The sequence below is a fragment of the Pseudomonas fragi genome, from assembly GCF_900105835.1.
GTDB classification, from domain to species: domain Bacteria; phylum Pseudomonadota; class Gammaproteobacteria; order Pseudomonadales; family Pseudomonadaceae; genus Aquipseudomonas; species Aquipseudomonas fragi.
In genome coordinates this window covers 4,821,406-4,837,148 of sequence record NZ_LT629783.1, presented here as the reverse complement: position 1 = coordinate 4,837,148, position 15,743 = coordinate 4,821,406, and the positions used below count along the sequence as shown (strand labels likewise).

15 protein-coding genes are annotated in these 15,743 nt (G+C 63.0%); 4 read left to right on the top strand and 11 right to left on the bottom strand.

The features are described 5' to 3' along the window. The first annotated feature begins 107 nt into the window (after positions 1-107). Together BLU25_RS22350 and BLU25_RS22345 are read left to right on the top strand one after the other, a co-directional pair. On the top strand, positions 108-1,589 hold the full coding sequence (locus BLU25_RS22350; protein ID WP_016780109.1) for a methyl-accepting chemotaxis protein: 1,482 nt from the start codon (positions 108-110) through the stop codon (positions 1,587-1,589). A gap of 99 nt (positions 1,590-1,688) precedes the next feature. After that, complete coding sequence (locus BLU25_RS22345; RefSeq protein WP_016780108.1) at positions 1,689-1,946, top strand: hypothetical protein; 258 nt, start codon at positions 1,689-1,691, stop codon at positions 1,944-1,946. Here BLU25_RS22345 and BLU25_RS22340 read toward each other — a convergent pair whose 3' ends face one another. The 3 genes from BLU25_RS22340 to BLU25_RS22330 all read right to left on the bottom strand — a co-directional run bounded on the left by BLU25_RS22340 (position 1,947) and on the right by BLU25_RS22330 (position 3,896). Then, on the bottom strand, positions 1,947-2,744 hold the full coding sequence (locus tag BLU25_RS22340) for an acyl-CoA thioesterase (RefSeq protein ID WP_016780107.1): 798 nt from the start codon (positions 2,742-2,744) through the stop codon (positions 1,947-1,949). 77 nt (positions 2,745-2,821) lie between these two features. Next, entirely contained in the window at positions 2,822-3,589 is a 768-nt protein-coding gene (locus BLU25_RS22335) for a CHAD domain-containing protein (RefSeq protein WP_016780106.1), read from the bottom strand. Between the two features lie 28 nt (positions 3,590-3,617). Then, on the bottom strand, positions 3,618-3,896 hold the full coding sequence (locus BLU25_RS22330; protein WP_016780105.1) for a hypothetical protein: 279 nt from the start codon (positions 3,894-3,896) through the stop codon (positions 3,618-3,620). A 193-nt stretch (positions 3,897-4,089) separates the two neighbouring features. Here BLU25_RS22330 and BLU25_RS22325 point away from each other — a divergent pair, with 193 nt between their 5' ends. Next, positions 4,090-5,127 (top strand): patatin-like phospholipase family protein, encoded by a 1,038-nt coding sequence (locus BLU25_RS22325; RefSeq protein ID WP_016780104.1) that lies wholly within the window; start codon positions 4,090-4,092, stop codon positions 5,125-5,127. Here BLU25_RS22325 and BLU25_RS22320 read toward each other — a convergent pair. From BLU25_RS22320 to BLU25_RS22285, 8 genes are all read right to left on the bottom strand, one after another. Then, entirely contained in the window at positions 5,094-5,795 is a 702-nt protein-coding gene (locus BLU25_RS22320) for a response regulator (RefSeq protein ID WP_016780103.1), read from the bottom strand. The genes BLU25_RS22325 and BLU25_RS22320 overlap by 34 nt on opposite strands. Before the next feature lie 36 nt (positions 5,796-5,831). Next, positions 5,832-8,498, bottom strand: a complete 2,667-nt coding sequence (locus tag BLU25_RS22315; RefSeq protein WP_016780102.1) for a sensor histidine kinase — start codon at positions 8,496-8,498, stop codon at positions 5,832-5,834. 122 nt (positions 8,499-8,620) lie between these two features. Beyond that, entirely contained in the window at positions 8,621-9,172 is a 552-nt protein-coding gene (gene kdpC, locus BLU25_RS22310) for a potassium-transporting ATPase subunit KdpC (protein ID WP_016780101.1), read from the bottom strand. A gap of 18 nt (positions 9,173-9,190) precedes the next feature. Next, entirely contained in the window at positions 9,191-11,254 is a 2,064-nt protein-coding gene (gene kdpB / locus BLU25_RS22305) for a potassium-transporting ATPase subunit KdpB (RefSeq protein WP_016780100.1), read from the bottom strand. A gap of 10 nt (positions 11,255-11,264) precedes the next feature. Next, complete coding sequence (gene kdpA, locus BLU25_RS22300; protein WP_016780099.1) at positions 11,265-12,959, bottom strand: potassium-transporting ATPase subunit KdpA; 1,695 nt, start codon at positions 12,957-12,959, stop codon at positions 11,265-11,267. Between the two features lie 8 nt (positions 12,960-12,967). Beyond that, the gene (kdpF, locus tag BLU25_RS22295; protein ID WP_016780098.1) at positions 12,968-13,057 is read right to left on the bottom strand and encodes a K(+)-transporting ATPase subunit F; all 90 of its coding nucleotides are present in this window, start codon (positions 13,055-13,057) and stop codon (positions 12,968-12,970) included. A gap of 222 nt (positions 13,058-13,279) precedes the next feature. Then, positions 13,280-14,512, bottom strand: coding sequence for a hypothetical protein (locus BLU25_RS22290; RefSeq protein ID WP_016780097.1), 1,233 nt, complete (start codon positions 14,510-14,512; stop codon positions 13,280-13,282). A gap of 28 nt (positions 14,513-14,540) precedes the next feature. Next, the gene (locus BLU25_RS22285) at positions 14,541-14,990 is read right to left on the bottom strand and encodes a YcgN family cysteine cluster protein (protein ID WP_016780096.1); all 450 of its coding nucleotides are present in this window, start codon (positions 14,988-14,990) and stop codon (positions 14,541-14,543) included. A gap of 155 nt (positions 14,991-15,145) precedes the next feature. Here BLU25_RS22285 and BLU25_RS22280 point away from each other — a divergent pair, with 155 nt between their 5' ends. Then, the gene (locus BLU25_RS22280; protein ID WP_016780095.1) at positions 15,146-15,739 is read left to right on the top strand and encodes a nitroreductase family protein; all 594 of its coding nucleotides are present in this window, start codon (positions 15,146-15,148) and stop codon (positions 15,737-15,739) included. Positions 15,740-15,743 lie beyond the last annotated feature (4 nt).

The following is a 15,743-nucleotide window of genomic DNA, read 5'->3' as shown; positions in this document are numbered from 1 at the left end:
CCCACCCAGTGCCTCTTTTGACCCACATCAACAAGATCGTCACTGAATAGCGGCACAATGATGGCACCTTGCCAATATTGTTTGCGCCAACTCAGAGAAGACCTCCCATGGGCACCTGGCTTAGCAACATCTCGCTCAAATACAAATTCTGGGCTGTCAACGCGGTGGCGTTTGTCACCACGCTGCTGCTGGTGCTCTACGCCGTGCAGCTTGAGCAGCAATCGCGCAGCCGTGCTGCGCAGGCCAACGCCCAGGCCCAGGCGCAATTGCTCAGTGCCTGGCCCTCCGGGCAGCCCTTGCCCGAGGCCAGCCAACTGCTGCGCCTCGAACCCGGGCAAGTCCCCACGATCAGCGGCCAGCCCCTGCCCCAGTTGAGCAACGCCAACAGCTGGGTATCGATCAACCCTATGCCCTTGTTCGGTCGCGACCTGCTGCTGGGCGCAGATGTGCTGACCCGCGACGACGGGCAAACAATCGCCGTGCTGGCCCAAACACCCAGCCTGGCCCAGGTGTTTGTCGAGCGGCTGCCCAACTATGCCGCCGCCGTGTTGATCCTGATGCTGGCCATGCTCTGCGCCTCGCAGTTGCTGATCCGCTTTTTGCTCAGCCAGCTCAACACCCTCAAGGACGTCATGCTGCATGTGGAGAAAACCGGCGACTTGTCCGCCCGGGTGCCGCTGGCCTGTACCGATGAAGTCGGGCAGATGGCCAGCGCCTTCAACGCCATGCAGGCCGGTTACCAACGGGTCGTGAACACCGTGGCCCAAACGGCCGCGCAACTGGACGCCGGTGCCGCCCGCCTGGCCAGCAGCATGGACGAGGTACGCCACGGCATGCTCGGTCAGCAAAGCGAAACCGACCAGGCTGCCACCGCGATCAATGAAATGTCGGCCACGGTTTACCATATCGCGCAACACGCCGGCGCTACCCGCGACCTGTCGCAAACCGCAGACAACCTGGCCGGCAGTGGCCAGCAGGTGGTCAGCCGCGTGCAACAGTCAATCGCCAGCCTGTCCACCGGGGTGCAAACCACCGCCGAGATGATTCAGCAACTGGCCCAGGACAGCCAGAAAATCAACGGCGTAGTCAGCGTGATCCACAGCATTGCCGAGCAGACCAACCTGCTGGCCCTTAACGCCGCCATTGAAGCCGCCCGCGCAGGGGAAATGGGTCGCGGCTTTGCCGTGGTCGCCGATGAAGTGCGGCACCTGGCCAAGCGCGTGCAGACCTCCACCGACGAAATCACCGCCATGGTCTCGGCCCTGCAGGCCGGTACCCGTGATGCCGTGGACTTTATGCAGGAAAGCTCGTTCAAGGCCGACGACTGCGTGCAGCAGGCCCAGGAAGCCGGCGCGGCACTGGCCGAGATCACCCACGCGGTGGCGCAAATGCGCGAAAGCAACACCCAGATTGCCGTGGCAGCCGAGCAGCAAAGCCAGGTGGCCGAAGAGATGAACCGGGCGGTGGTGAGCATTCGTGATGTGACCGAAAACACCGTGCAACAGACCGTCGATTCGGCCACCACCAGCAATGAGTTGGCCACCCTGGCCGGCGAGTTGAACCGGGCAATCGGTCAACTAAAGCTATAAGGCCAATAGCCATTGTTGATTCGCCGCAAGGCGGCCCTGAATCTATGATTTGTTTATCCGGTTCAGCCCAGGCTGAACCCTCGAACAAGGAGAGCAATCATGGGCAAACGTCATCCAAACCTACCCGCCTGGCAATGGCGCTCCAACCCGCAAAGCCAGCAAAACACTGGGCATCAGGCAATCAACCTGATTGCCGTGCCGATGATGGTGGTGGCATTTCTGCTGCTGGTGTCGGGCGTCTTCAGTGAAAACGCTACCAGCGCGGTAATCGGTCTGGTTGCCCTGTTTGCGGCCCTGATCCTGCAACGCCAGGGCCACAAACACAGCAGCAAGACCGACAACAGCCAGACCTTCTGATCAGCCGAACACGGCTACGGTCTGGCGGCTGAGCGCAATCAACTCGCCGCCAGGGCCCCACAGGTTGGCGGCCACATGGCCGTAGCCGTCCCGCGCATGCTCGATGACTGCCAGGTACTTGCACCACTCAAGGGTGCTGACCGTTGGCAGGGGCTGCACAAACTCGATGGTCCAGGTCAGCGTGCTGCCTGCTGTGGGTTTGTTCAGCAACGGCAGCAATGCAGGTGGCCAGGTATCGACCAGCGCCAGCAAATGGGTCTCGGTCAGGGGCTCGTCCTGCACGTCACCGGCAAAACGCACCCAGCCGCCCATTTCCCGCGTGCCTCGACCAGTAAACGGCAGCGCCCCCACAGCCCAGGCCATGGACATGTGCCGCATGAATTCAGGGGTGACGCCCTTGATATAGGGTAACAGCGGGCACTCCTCGACGGCCTTCATGTCAGGGGCCGGCAGGCCTTCCACGTTCGCCGCCGACTGCCGGGATGCACCAAAACTGCCTTGCACCAGTGTCACCACCTGACCGTCCTGCAGGGCACGGCCCAGCACCTGGCTAACCGCCTTGCCCTCGCGCAACACCTCGACCTCAAAACGGATGGGCACATCCGCTGCCACCGGCCCGACAAAACTCACCGCCAGCGAACGCAGCGCCCGCTCGGGTGCGATGCGGGCGCGCATGGCTTCGTACTGCAGGGCCACCACCAAGCCACCAAAGCTGGCACGGCCCTGGCCCCAATCGGCCGGGATAGTTACGTCCAGCGGGGTTTGGCGCACTGCCGCCACCAACTCGCGAAACTGCATAAGCACCTCGAAACAGATAAACAGGCCGGGATACTACCCATCCATGGGCCGCCGCACAGTGCCGTATCGGCCAAAGATCAGGAGTGAAAGCACGCCGCACTCAGTTTGATCAGTGCCTTGTCAGCCCGTTTTTCGCCGTGTTCCAGGGTGGCCTGCCACTGCGCGACACACGGCTGCAGATCGGCCTGTTGCCCGGCCTGCAGCAACCACTGCCAGGCATCGTGCCATTCGCCCAGGGCCTGTTGCGCAGCCTTGAGGCGTGCCAGCACCAGCGGCGGCAACTGGTTCAGCTCGGGATAAGCCTCGGCCGCATAGCGCACGCGCTTGATCAGCAAACGCACGCGATGGCGGTCATGGCCCGGGTCATTAAGGGCTTTTTCCAGGGTTTGCCACTGTTTTTCCAGCACCTTTTCGATGCGCTGGCGCAAACCGCGCAGCAGCCCTTCACGCTCGGCCGCGCGCAAAAAACGTGGAAACACATCGAGGATCATCAGCAACTGGGCCAGTTGTTCGCTGTCCGCCACCCGGGCATAACTGCCGGCCAACTGCTGCAAGCGCCGTTGGGCCAGCCCGGTGTAGCCCGCCTTGTGCAGATGGGCAGCCAGTACCTCAAGATCGCGCAAGGGCGTGGTCAGAACGCCCACCTGGGACGCTGACATCTCCAGTTGCACCACACCCGGCAGCCCGCGCAAGGGCCGCAGCAGGCTGCGCAAGCGGCGCACCGTGGTGCGCAGGTCGTGCAGGGCCTCGGGGTCCGTATCGGCTTCCAGGCGCGCCTGGCAAGCCCACAGCTTGACCTCCAGACGCGCAATATTGGCCACTATCCGGTCAACCAGCTCAGACATCCTCACCCTCCCCTCTCACCACGACGGCTCAACGCCCGGCGCGGGATTCACGAATATAGAAACGCGCCTTTTCGGCTTTTTTGGTGCAGCCCTCAAAGGCTTCGAATTGCTGCTGGGTCTTGGCTGCGGTCAGCAGGGACAAGGCCTTGGAGTAGCTGACCGTACCGGCGAAACCTTCTGCCTTGGCCAGGTCCAGCTCGTGCCAGGCCGCGTCGAGGTTGGTGGCACAGGTGTCACGGTAGGCTTTGGTCCCAGCACAACCGGCCAATGCCAGGGCAATCAACGGCACACAAATCCATGCTTTCATGGTGTTTCCTCAAGAATTGAATGTTCAGTGCAGTCTCAGACGAACAACCCGCATAAAAGTGCCACAACATCCCCATCTAAAAAACCTCACTTGCCAGCCCTAGCCTAGCTCGTGGATCCGGGTTCATCCTCAAAGCTGTCACTACACTTAACAAAAAGGCATTGTGAGTGTCTGTCAGGGGGAAGGGCCGCTCATGAAAAAAACAATTGCATTGGTATTGGGCTCCGGTGGCGCCCGGGGCTATGCCCATATTGGCGTCATTGAAGAACTCGAAAGCCGGGGTTATGAAATTGGCTGTATCGCCGGCTGCTCAATGGGCGCGGTGGTCGGCGGCATTTACGCCGCCGGCAAGCTTGACCAGTATCGCGACTGGATTCAAAGCCTGGACTACCTCGATGTGTTGCGGCTTGTGGATGTCAGCTTTCGCCTGGGGGCAATTCGCGGTGAAAAGGTCTTCGGCCAGATCCGCAATATCGTCGGCGAGATCAATATCGAAGATCTGCGCATCCCCTACACCGCCGTGGCCACCGACCTTACCCACCAGCAGGAAATCTGGTTCCAGGAAGGCTGCCTGCACCAGGCCATGCGCGCCTCGGCAGCGATTCCCAGCCTGTTTACCCCAGTGATGCAGGGCAATCGCATGCTGGTGGACGGCAGCCTGCTCAACCCGCTGCCGATCGTGCCGGTGGTGTCCAGCCACTGCGACCTGATCGTCGCCGTCAACCTCAGCTCGACCCTGCAGAGCCACTACCAGTTGCCGGTTATCCAGCGGCCTGCGGCTTTTAAAGGGCGTTTTGACAACCTGATGAGTTCGCTGGGCTCACGCATTCCGTTTCGCAACAAACACGCCGAGCAACTGCTCAATCTGGAGCAGGAAATGCTTAGCCCCCTGGAGGAACCACAGAGCAACCCCTGGCTGGACTCCACCCAACCTGCGCGGCCCGGGGCGCAAGAAGGCTCGCCCAAGTCAGCCACCGGCTCGGTGATTATCGACAACGTGGGCCCGGCTTCACTGCTGGACTTGATCAACCAGAGTTTCGAGGTGATGCAAACCTCGTTGGCGCAATACAAGATTGCCGGTTACCCGCCCGATATCCTGATCAACGTGCCCAAGCGGGTATGCCGGTTTTTCGAGTTTTACAAAGCAGCCGAGCTGATCGAGCTGGGGCGAATCATTACCCGGGATACCCTGGACCGCTACGAAAAGGACGCGGCGTCCAACAACCGGTAACCCACCCCGGCCTCGGTCACGATAAACCGCGGCCGGGTCGGGTCATCCGCCAGTTTCTGGCGCAGATGGCCAACCACGATGCGCAGGTAATGGCTGTTCTCGGTATGGGTCGGGCCCCAGATATCCTTGAGCAGTTGCTGCTGGGTGATGACCCGCCCGGGATGGCGCGCCAGTTGCGCCAGCACGGCGTACTCCTTGCGGGTCAGTGCCACCTCGATGCCATCGAGCAGTACACGGCGAAACGCCAGATCCACGGTCAACGGCCCAAGCACAAGGGCCGACTCCCGGGTTTCACCGGCCGGGGCCTGGCGCAGCAAGGCCCTGATTCGCGCCAAAAACTCCTGGATACCAAAGGGCTTGGTCACATAATCGTTGGCCCCACCGTCCAGCGCCTGGACTTTTTGCGCTTCGCTGGCGCGTACCGAGAGCACCAGTACCGGTGCCCCGGACCACTCGCGAAACTCGCGCAGCACGTGTTGGCCGTCCATGTCCGGTAACCCCAGGTCGAGCACCAGTACATCGGGCTGCCTGAGCGCCGCCTGGCTCAGGCCGTCGGCACCGGTGGCGGCCTCCAGCACGGTATAGCCCTGGGACACCAGGCTGATACGCAGGAATTTGCGGATCTGCGGTTCGTCGTCAATGACCAAAATGGTCGCGCTCTGGCTCATGGCTGCGTGTCGCAATAAGGGGGTGGCCAAAGAATATCAGTGTTCATGCTCCGGCCCCTCATTGTCCATGCCCGGCTGGGCGCTCAACGGCAGATACAGGGTGATGCAAGTGCCCTGCCCGCCGATGCCCTCGCCCACCGTGATGCGCCCGCCGTGGGCGCCGACCATGCCCATGCAGATCGCCAGCCCCAGGCCCGTGCCCTGGCCGCCGCGATCACCCCGGGCGGCGGTGTAGAACATGTCGAAAATCTTCGCCCGATCCTCCTCGGGAATCCCCGGTCCCTGGTCACTGACGGCAAACCACAGCTCGCTGTCATCGGCCCCGGCCGTCAACTGCAAGTGGCCGTGGGCCGGGGAAAAGCGCGCGGCGTTTTCCAGCACATTGACCAGCGCCTGCTCGATCAACGCACCATGCACATGCAGCAGCGGCAATTGCGCCGGTACATCCACCTGCACCTGCAAGGGCGCCAGCACCGCACGCAGGCGGTTGAGGGCGCTGCCGGCAATATCGGCGGGTGACACCCAGTCACGGGCCAGTTTCAGTGCGCCGTGGCCCAGGCGGGTCATGTCGAGCAGGTTCTGGATATAGCGGTCCAGGCGCTCGGCCTCATCGCGGGTGCCTTCGAGCAACTCGCGCCGATCGCTCAGCGGGATGGCCTCACCCAGCGCCAGCAAAGTGTCGATGCTACCGCGCATGCTGGTCAGCGGCGTGCGCAGATCATGGGACACCGAGGCCAGCAGCGCGCTGCGCAGTTGCTCGGTTTCGCCGTGCAGGCGCGCCGCTTCCAGGTCCTGGGCCAGACGCGCACGGGCCAGGGCCTGGGCCAGGGGTTGACTCAGGGCCATCAGCAAGCGCCGACGCTGACCGCTCAACGGCTGCCCGGCTTTGGGGCATACGCCGAGCAAGGCCAGCGGCCCTTCTTCGGCGCTGATCGGCCACCACCACCAGCGCCCCATCGGCAAGGTACCCGTGCCCTTGCCGGCGGGCTGATCATGGCTCCAGGCCCAGTCCGCAGCGGCGCGCTCGGCTTCGGATAACTGCAACGGCCCGCCAGCCTCCACGTTCCATGCGCCATTGCCATCGCGGTTGAGCAGGCACACGTCCAGCTCCTTCCAGCCGCTCAAATGCTGCCCGGCAGCACTGACCACGGCCTTGCGGTCGGTGGCAGCGGTGAGCTTGCGCGACAGGTCGAGCAATTCGGTGGTCTCTTGTTGGGTGTCGCGCAACACCTGCAATTGTCGACGCTGGCGAGCCGCCAGTTTGCCGGTGAGCGCTGCCATCAGCAGAAAGAACAGCAGGGTCAGCACATCTTCTTCGCGCTGGATGCTGAACGAGAAATTAGGCGGGATAAACAGAAAGTCATAGGCCAGAAACGACAGCGCCGCACAGGCCAGCGCCGGCCCCAGGCTGCTGCGCACCGCCACCAGCAAGACGGCGGCGAGAAACACCAGGGAAATGTTCGGCAGCGCCAGCACGCTGGACACTCCCCAGGCCAGGGCACTGGCCAGTACCGTGGCAATCAGCGCCAGGCCGTAGTCGAACCACACCAGCGAGTGCGGGTTGCGGCTGACAGTGGGTGGCGGCGATTGCTCATTGTCGAGCACGTTGATTTCCAGGCCGTGGGCATCGCGCAGCAAGCGCGTCGCCAGCCCGCCACCAAACAGGCGACGGCGCCAGGTGAGCCGCGATTGCCCCACCAGCAGCAGGCTGGCACGGCGTTCGCCGGCATGCTGGATCAGGGTTTTCGCCACTTCCCCGGCGCGCAGCACGACCACCTCCCCGCCCAGGCGCTCGGCCAGTTGCTGGGCGCTTTGCAGGCGCAGGCGCGATTGCTCGTCGCGTACTGTGCCGTTGTCTACATGCACCAGGCTCCACGGCAGATGCCTGCGCTCGGCCACCCGGCTGGCGTGGCGTACCAGGCGCTCGGCATGCAGGTCACCGTCCACCCCTACCAGCAAACGCCCGCGCAGTGCCGGAGCAGCCTGGCCTTGCTGGCGGTAGCCCTTGTCCAGTTCATCGTCGACATACACCGCAGCCGTCTGCATCGCCAGTTCGCGCAGGGCATTGAGGTTGGTCTGGCTGAAAAACGCATCGATGGCCGCCCGCGCCTGCTCCGGCACATAAACCTTGCCCTCGCGCAGACGCTCCAGCAGTTCCCGCGGCGGCAGGTCGATCAACAGCAGTTCGTAGGCCTCCTGCACCACCCAGTCGGGCACGGTTTCGCGCACCTGTACCCCGGTGATCCCGCGTACCTGATCGTTGAGGCTTTCCAGATGCTGGACGTTGACCGTGGTGTAGACATCGATACCGGCGGCCAGCAGTTCCTGCACATCCTGCCAGCGCTTGGCATGCCGGCTGCCGGGGGCGTTGCTGTGGGCCAGTTCATCGACCAGCACCAGCTTGGGCCTGGCTGCAAGCAGGCCGTCCAGGTCCATCTCTTCGAGCTGCACGCCACGGTATTCCAAGCGAAGCATGGGTTGCTGGGACAGGCCGTTGAGCAAGGCTTCAGTTTCGGCCCTGCCGTGGGTTTCGACCACCCCCGCCAATACTTCGACACCCTGGCGCAGTTGAGTGTGGGCGGCCTGCAGCATCGCGTAGGTTTTGCCCACGCCGGGTGCCGCACCGAGAAACACCTTGAGCCGGCCACGGCCTGCGCGGGGTAGATCGGCTAGCAGCGCATCGGCGCGGGCGGAATGATTCATGTGATGTTCCTGTGTCAGTACGACCTGTGGGAGCGGGCTTGCTCGCGATGCAAGCGATGCGGTCCGCCAGATACACCGCAGTGCTGCCATCGCGAGCAAGCCCGCTCCCACTCATGGAGGTGTCAGTTATTGAGCTGCGCCAACGCCCGGTTCAACAGCAACACGTTAACCACCGGCGGCCCCACCAGCGGCTGCTCGATATGCTCCGCCACCAGCTGTTCAACAGCCTGTACCGGCAGGCTGCGAGCGGCAGCTACCCGTACCAGTTGATAGCGTATTGCCTCTGGTGGCAAGTGCGGGTCGAGCCCGCTGCCCGAGGTGGTCAGCAGCGCCAGGGGTACTGGCCCTTGGCCCGGCACGGCAAGCTGGACGGCACTGTCCTTGACCCGTGTGGCCAGTGCCGGGTTGCTCGGTGCCAGGTTGCTGGCCGAACTGGCCACGGTGGCAAACGCCCCCGCCGAAGGCCGCGGGTGGAACCAGCCATCGCCAGTGAACTCCTGCGCAATCAGCGCCGACCCCAGCACCTTGCCGGCACTGTCACGCACCAGGCTGCCATTGGCCTGTTCCGGGAACGCCAGTTGGGCAATGCCGGTCACGGTCAGCGGGTAGATCACGCCGGTGATTGCGGTCATCAACAGCATCAGGCTCAGGGCCGGACGTAAATAAGTAGTCATGGTGTAACCCTCCAATGCTTAAACCAGATGCAATGCCGTCAGCAGCATGTCGATCAGCTTGATGCCCACAAACGGCACCACCAGCCCGCCCACGCCATAGATCAGCAGGTTGCGCCGCAGCAGGTGCGCCGCACTGGCCGCCTGCACCCGCACGCCACGCAGCGCCAGCGGGATCAGCACCACGATGATCAGCGCGTTGAACACGATGGCCGACAAAATGGCGCTTTGCGGGCTGCTCAGGCCCATGACGTTGAGCACGCCCAACTGTGGGTAGATCGAGGCAAACAGCGCCGGCAGGATCGCGAAGTACTTGGCCACGTCATTGGCAATCGAGAACGTGGTCAATGCACCACGGGTCACCAGCAACTCCTTGCCGATCTGCACCACGTCCAGCAATTTGGTGGGGTCGCTGTCCAGATCGACCATGTTCGCCGCCTCACGGGCCGCCTGGGTGCCGTCGTTCATGGCCATGCCCACATCGGCCTGGGCCAGGGCCGGGGCGTCGTTGGCGCCGTCACCACACATGGCTACCAGACGACCGTCATTCTGCTCATGGCGGATGCGCGCCAGTTTTTTCTCCGGCGTGGCCTCGGCCAGCACGTCGTCCACCCCGGCTTCAGCGGCAATCGCCGCGGCGGTCAGCGGGTTGTCGCCCGTCACCATCACGGTGCGGATACCTAACTTGCGCAGTTCGGCAAAACGCTCGCGAATACCGGGCTTGACCACGTCCTTGAGATGGATCGCCCCCAGCAACTTGCCCTGGGCACACACCAGCAACGGCGTGCCGCCACTCTGGGCAATCTTGTCGATTTCCCGAGACAGGGCCGGCAACAGCTCGCCGCGCTTGAGGCCGACAAACGCCAGTACTGAATCCACCGCCCCCTTGCGGTACACCTGACCGTTGCAGTCGATCCCCGACAGGCGGGTTTCAGCGGTAAACGGCACTGCAGTGAAATCGGACGCAGACAGTTCGGGCAGGCTGTACTGGCCCCGAATAAACTCGACGATGGACTTGCCCTCCGCCGTCTCGTCCGCCAGCGAGGCGCGCAACGCGCCCTCGGCCAGCTCTTTGGCGGTCACGCCGGGGGCGGCATACAGCGCCGTGCAGCGGCGGTTGCCGAAGGTGATGGTGCCGGTCTTGTCGAGCATCAGCACGTGCACATCCCCCGCCGCTTCCACCGCACGGCCGGATTTGGCGATGACGTTGAGGCGCACCAGACGGTCCATGCCGGCAATGCCGATGGCCGACAGCAAGCCGCCGATGGTGGTGGGGATTAACGTCACCAGCAGCGCCACCAGAAACACCAGCGGCAGGCTGCCACCGGCAAAGTAAGCGAACGGCTGCAAGGTCACGACCACAATCAGAAAGATCAGGGTCAGGCCGATCAGCAGGATATCCAGGGCGATTTCGTTGGGGGTTTTCTGCCGCTTGGCGCCTTCGACCAGGGCGATCATGCGGTCCAGGGTGGACTCGCCGGGGTTGGCGCTGATCTGCACCAGCAACCAGTCACTGACCAGCCGCGTGTTGCCGGTGACCGCCGAGCGATCACCGCCCGATTCACGGATCACCGGGGCCGATTCACCGGTAATCGCCGCTTCGTTGACTGCGGCAATCCCTTCAATCACCTCGCCGTCGCCGGGGATCATCTCCCCCGCTTCGACGCGCACCACATCACCCTTGCGCAGGCGGGTGGCCGGGACGATCTCAAAGCCCCCGGTGGCAGTGCGCCGACGGGCACTCAAGCCCACGCTGCCGGCCTTGAGGCTATCGGCGCGGGCCTTGCCGCGGCCCTCGGCCAAGGCTTCGGCAAAGTTGGCGAACAGCACGGTAAACCACAACCACAGGGCGATTTGCACCGCCACCCCGGTGGGCACCGCAGGCTCGGGCATAAAGCACAGCACGGTGGTGAAAATCGCGGTCAGTTCGACCACCAGCATTACCGGCGAACGCTTGAGCTGGCGCGGGTCCAGCTTGACGAACGCTTGCAGCAGCGCCGGGCGCCAGATGGCAGTGAACGAGGTGTTCGCGGCTTTGGCTTGCGGGGTGGGCGTCAATTTTGAAACAGGAGCAGGCATGTTCATCATCGTCTCCTCAGAAGCCCTGGGTCAGTTGTTCGGCGATTGGGCCGAGGGCCAATGTCGGCAAAAAGGTCAGGCCGCCCATCAGCAAGATGGTCACCGTCAGCAGCGCGACAAACAGCGGGCCGTGGGTGGGGAAACTGTCCTGGCCAATGGGCGCACTTTTCTTGATTGCCAGGCTGCCCGCCAATGCCAGCACCGGCAGGATGTAACCGAAGCGCCCGATCAACATGCCCAGGCCCAGCATCAGGTTGTAGAACGGTGTGTTGGCGTTAAGCCCGGCAAACGCCGACCCGTTGTTGGCACTGGCCGAAGTAAAGGCGTACAGCACCTGACTGAAACCGTGGGGTCCGGGGTTGCTCACCGAGGCCACGGCACCGGGCAGCACGGCGGCAATCGAACCCAGCACCAGCACGCCCACCGGCATCACCAGCAAGGTCACCACCAGCAGCTGGACTTCCCTGGCCTGGAGTTTTTTACCCAGATATTCAGGGGTGCGGCCGATCATCAGGCCGGCGAGAAACACCGCGATCAACACGTTGAGCAACATGCCGTAGAGCCCGGCACCGACACCGCCGAAGATCACTTCGCCGACCATCATGTTGACCAGCGCCACCATCCCGGTCAGCGGGTTGAGGCTGTCGTGCATGGCGTTGACCGAGCCGTTGGAGGCCGAGGTCGTGGTTTCGGTCCACAACACGCTGCCGGTGGTGCCAAAGCGGGCTTCCTTGCCTTCCAGCGGTGCGCTCTGTTCAACCAGCGGGCTGTTGAGTGCCGGGTTCGGCTGGTACTCGGCATACAACGCCGTACCGCCGCCGATCAAGAACAAGGCCAGCATGCAGGCGATGATTGCGCGGCTCTGGCGCAGGTCCTTGACGTAATGACCGAAGGTGAACACCAGTGCCACCGGGATCAGGATGATCGAGGCCAGCTCGAACAGGTTGCTCCAGGCACTCGGGTTCTCGAACGGATGCGCCGAGTTCACACCGAAAAAGCCGCCGCCGTTGGTGCCCAGTTGCTTGATCGCAATCTGGCTGGCAGCCGGGCCCAGCGGGATCACTTGATCGACGCCCTGCATCGTCACGGCATTGACGTAATGGGCGAAGGTTTGCGGCACGCCCTGCCACACCAGCAGCAACGCCAGCACCAGACACAACGGCAGCAGGCCGTAGAGGGTGGCGCGGGTCATGTCGACCCAGAAGTTGCCCAGGGTATGGACCGAGCGACGGCTGATACCACGGCACAAGGCGACCAGCACGGCGAGGCCGGTGGCGGCGCTGACAAAGTTCTGCACGGTCAGCCCGGCCATCTGGCTGAAGTAACTGAGGGTCGCTTCACCGCTGTAGCTCTGCCAGTTGGTGTTGGTGACAAAACTCACCGCGGTGTTGAACGCTTGCGTCCACTCCTGCCCCGGCAACTGCTGGGGGTTAAGTGGCAGGTACTGCTGGAACAGCAAAATGGCGAACAACAGCACAAAGCCCATCAGGTTGAACACCAGCAGGGCCAGGGTGTACTTCTGCCAGCTTTGCTCGGTGGCCGGGTCGACCCCGGCGATGCGATAACAGATTTTTTCGACCGGCCCCAGAACCGGGCTCAGCCAGGTGCGCTGACCCTCCATCACCTTGTAGTAAAAACGCCCCAGCCAGGGTGCAGGCAACAGCACCAGGGCAAAAAAGGCGAGGATCAGCCCATAGTCATAACTGTGCATACCCGCTCCTAGTTCCGGTCTGCGCGCAACAGCGCAACCAGCAGATAAACGAACAGCGCCACTGCCAGCAGCAGCGACACCCCATCCAGAATGCCCATGACAACTCTCCCCAGGCGGCACCTGCCGCGTATGGAGAGAGTGTGAGTAAACAGGCCGTAAAGGATCGAGATCGAGAGGGATGCGGGGGCGTAAAGAAGGCGTAAAAAAGCAGGCAAACACTGTGGGAGCGGGCTTGCTCGCGATGGCGGCGACGAGGTGTGCCGGTCAAACCGCAGCGATCCGATCGCGAGCAAGCCCGCTCCCACAAACGGAAGGGGCTGTCAGCGCAACAGCGGGCTGTCCAGTACCTCGGAGGCGCCGCCCAGCACGCTTTCGCTTAGCTGGATAAAGCTCGCGGTATTGACCTTGTCCATGCGCATCAGCGCCTGACTGACATCATCCAGCGAGCGCTTGCTGTGGGTCTGCAAACGGATTTCACGGTCCAGTGCCTGCAACAGCGTGACTGCCCGCGCAACCATTGCCGCGTTGGCCTGTTGGCCGCGCAGGCGGGTGACATTTTTACCGGCAGCGTTGAGCTTGTGCTGCAGGGTCTGGTAACGCTCATCGCTCATGCCGCCAGCGCGGCGCAGCAGTTCAATGGCGTAATACTCGCTCAACCCCTCGCCGATCCAGTCATGCCCCGGCTCGTCATTGATGCCGCTGAACAACTGCACCACTTCACGCAACAGCGGGCTGCTGCCGCTCTCGCTGACCAGCGGCAAACCGCTATAAAGGTAAATCGAGTTGCGCCCTGCCGCGCTGCCTTTCCACATCGGGCTGCCCGCACCGACGATCAGCAGTTTGGCCGGGTTGCGCGGGAACACCGCCTGCACCTGCGGCCAGACAAACGTCAGCAGGGTCAGCACATCCATGCGGTGCATGCCCTGCCCCTTTGGCGCGCTCACCGTGACTTCGGTTTCGCCCAGAGTGGTACGGCGGCTGCCCAGGTTGCCCGCGAGCATCCAGCCGGTGGGCCGGTCGAACAGTCGCGAGACATCATCGATACGAAAACGGTTTTTACCGATCCGCGGCCAGGCGGTTTCCACGCTTTTCCAGCCTTTGGGCAGTTCGAATTCAAGCCGCGACACCAGCTCAACCCCATCCTGCTGGTCAAGGTTGGCAGGCGGGATCAGTTGTTCACCGCGAAACAACGCCCAGTCAGGGGTAATGCGGGTGTCGAACGCGCCGTTCTTGCGCGACTGGCTCAGGCGCACGCGGTAACTCAGGCTGGCACTGCCCGGTGCCGGGCGCCAAAGGCCACGGCTATGCGCCGGGTCAGTGCTCAGTTGCCATTGCCCATCAGCCTTGAAATCGCTGTAACTGCCCGGCGCGCCCAGGTCGAAGTCCAGGCTGCGCACGGTCGCCCCTTCGGCAAGGGTGATCCGCACCTCGGCCTGATCGCTTTTGGGCAGCAGCTGTACGTGGTAGTCGAGCGCAACTCTTTGCGCCGCCCACAGCGGGCCCGCCGCCAGCAACAGCAGCAAACCCAGGGGCAATGTGTAACGCAGCGGCATATACGCTCCTTGCTAACCGCTCCGGCACTTAGCCGGCGCGGAAAATCAGATGATCTTCCCAGTCGTCTTCCGGCACGCTGCCTTCGGCCAGCATGCGCCCTGACTGTGAAATGCGTTCATGGTGCACAGCATCCGGGTCGCCGCACACCAGGTGATGCCACAGCGGCAGATCCTTGCGCTCGCTCACCAGCCGGTAACCGCAGGTCGGCGGCAGCCACTTGAACTCTTCGGCCTTGCCCGGCGACAGTTGAATGCAGTCCGGGACTGAATCACGACGGTTAGGGTAGTCAGTGCACTGGCACGTCTTCAGGTCGAGCAGCTTGCAGGCGATGCGCGTGTAGTAGACGCTGTTGTCGTCTTCATCTTCGAGCTTTTGCAAGCAGCACAACCCGCAGCCGTCGCACAGCGACTCCCATTCCTCTTGATCAAGTTGATCGAGGGTCTTGCGGATCCAGAACGGTTCAACGATTGCGGCCATGGTTCAAACATCAACATCAGGGAGTGGAAAAGGCCGCCAGTCTAGTGCCCAAGGCCCCGCGGGCCAAGGGCTTGTCGTCAGACTTGTCAGCTTGACGGCATCCCAGTAGTTTTAGCCGCTGAATTGAGCCGTTACATTTACCTCAGGAAACCGCCATGCCCGCTAGCAGCCGCAAAGCCGATCACAGCATTCACGAGCAATTTACCCAGCGCTGGTCGCCCCGCGCCTTTACCGACGCGACCATCGACAAGGCCACCCTGCTGAGCTTTTTTGAAGCGGCACGCTGGGCGCCGTCGGCCTACAACGCACAACCCTGGCGTTTTCTGTTCGCCCTGCGCGGCACCCCGGAATTCGACCGCTACCTGAGCCTGCTGGTGGAGTTCAACCAGGGTTGGGCCAAGCATGCGGCGGCACTGGTGGTGATTGTGTCCAAGACTACTTTCGCGGCCCCCGGCACCACCGAAGAAAAACCGGCCCCGACCCATGCCTTTGATACTGGCGCAGCCTGGGGCCACCTGGCCCTGCAGGCGCACTTGAGCGGCTGGCATACCCACGGCATGAGCGGGCTGGATTTTGAGCGCGCGCGCCAGGAACTGAAAATCCCTGAGGGCTACCAGGTCCAGGCGATGGTTGCGATCGGCAAGATCGGCGACAAGTCGAGCCTGGTGGACTACCTGCAGGCCAAGGAAGTGCCAAGCCAGCGCGAACCGCTGAGCAAGCTGGTGGCTGAGGGTGATTTCAGCCTGTAACCCG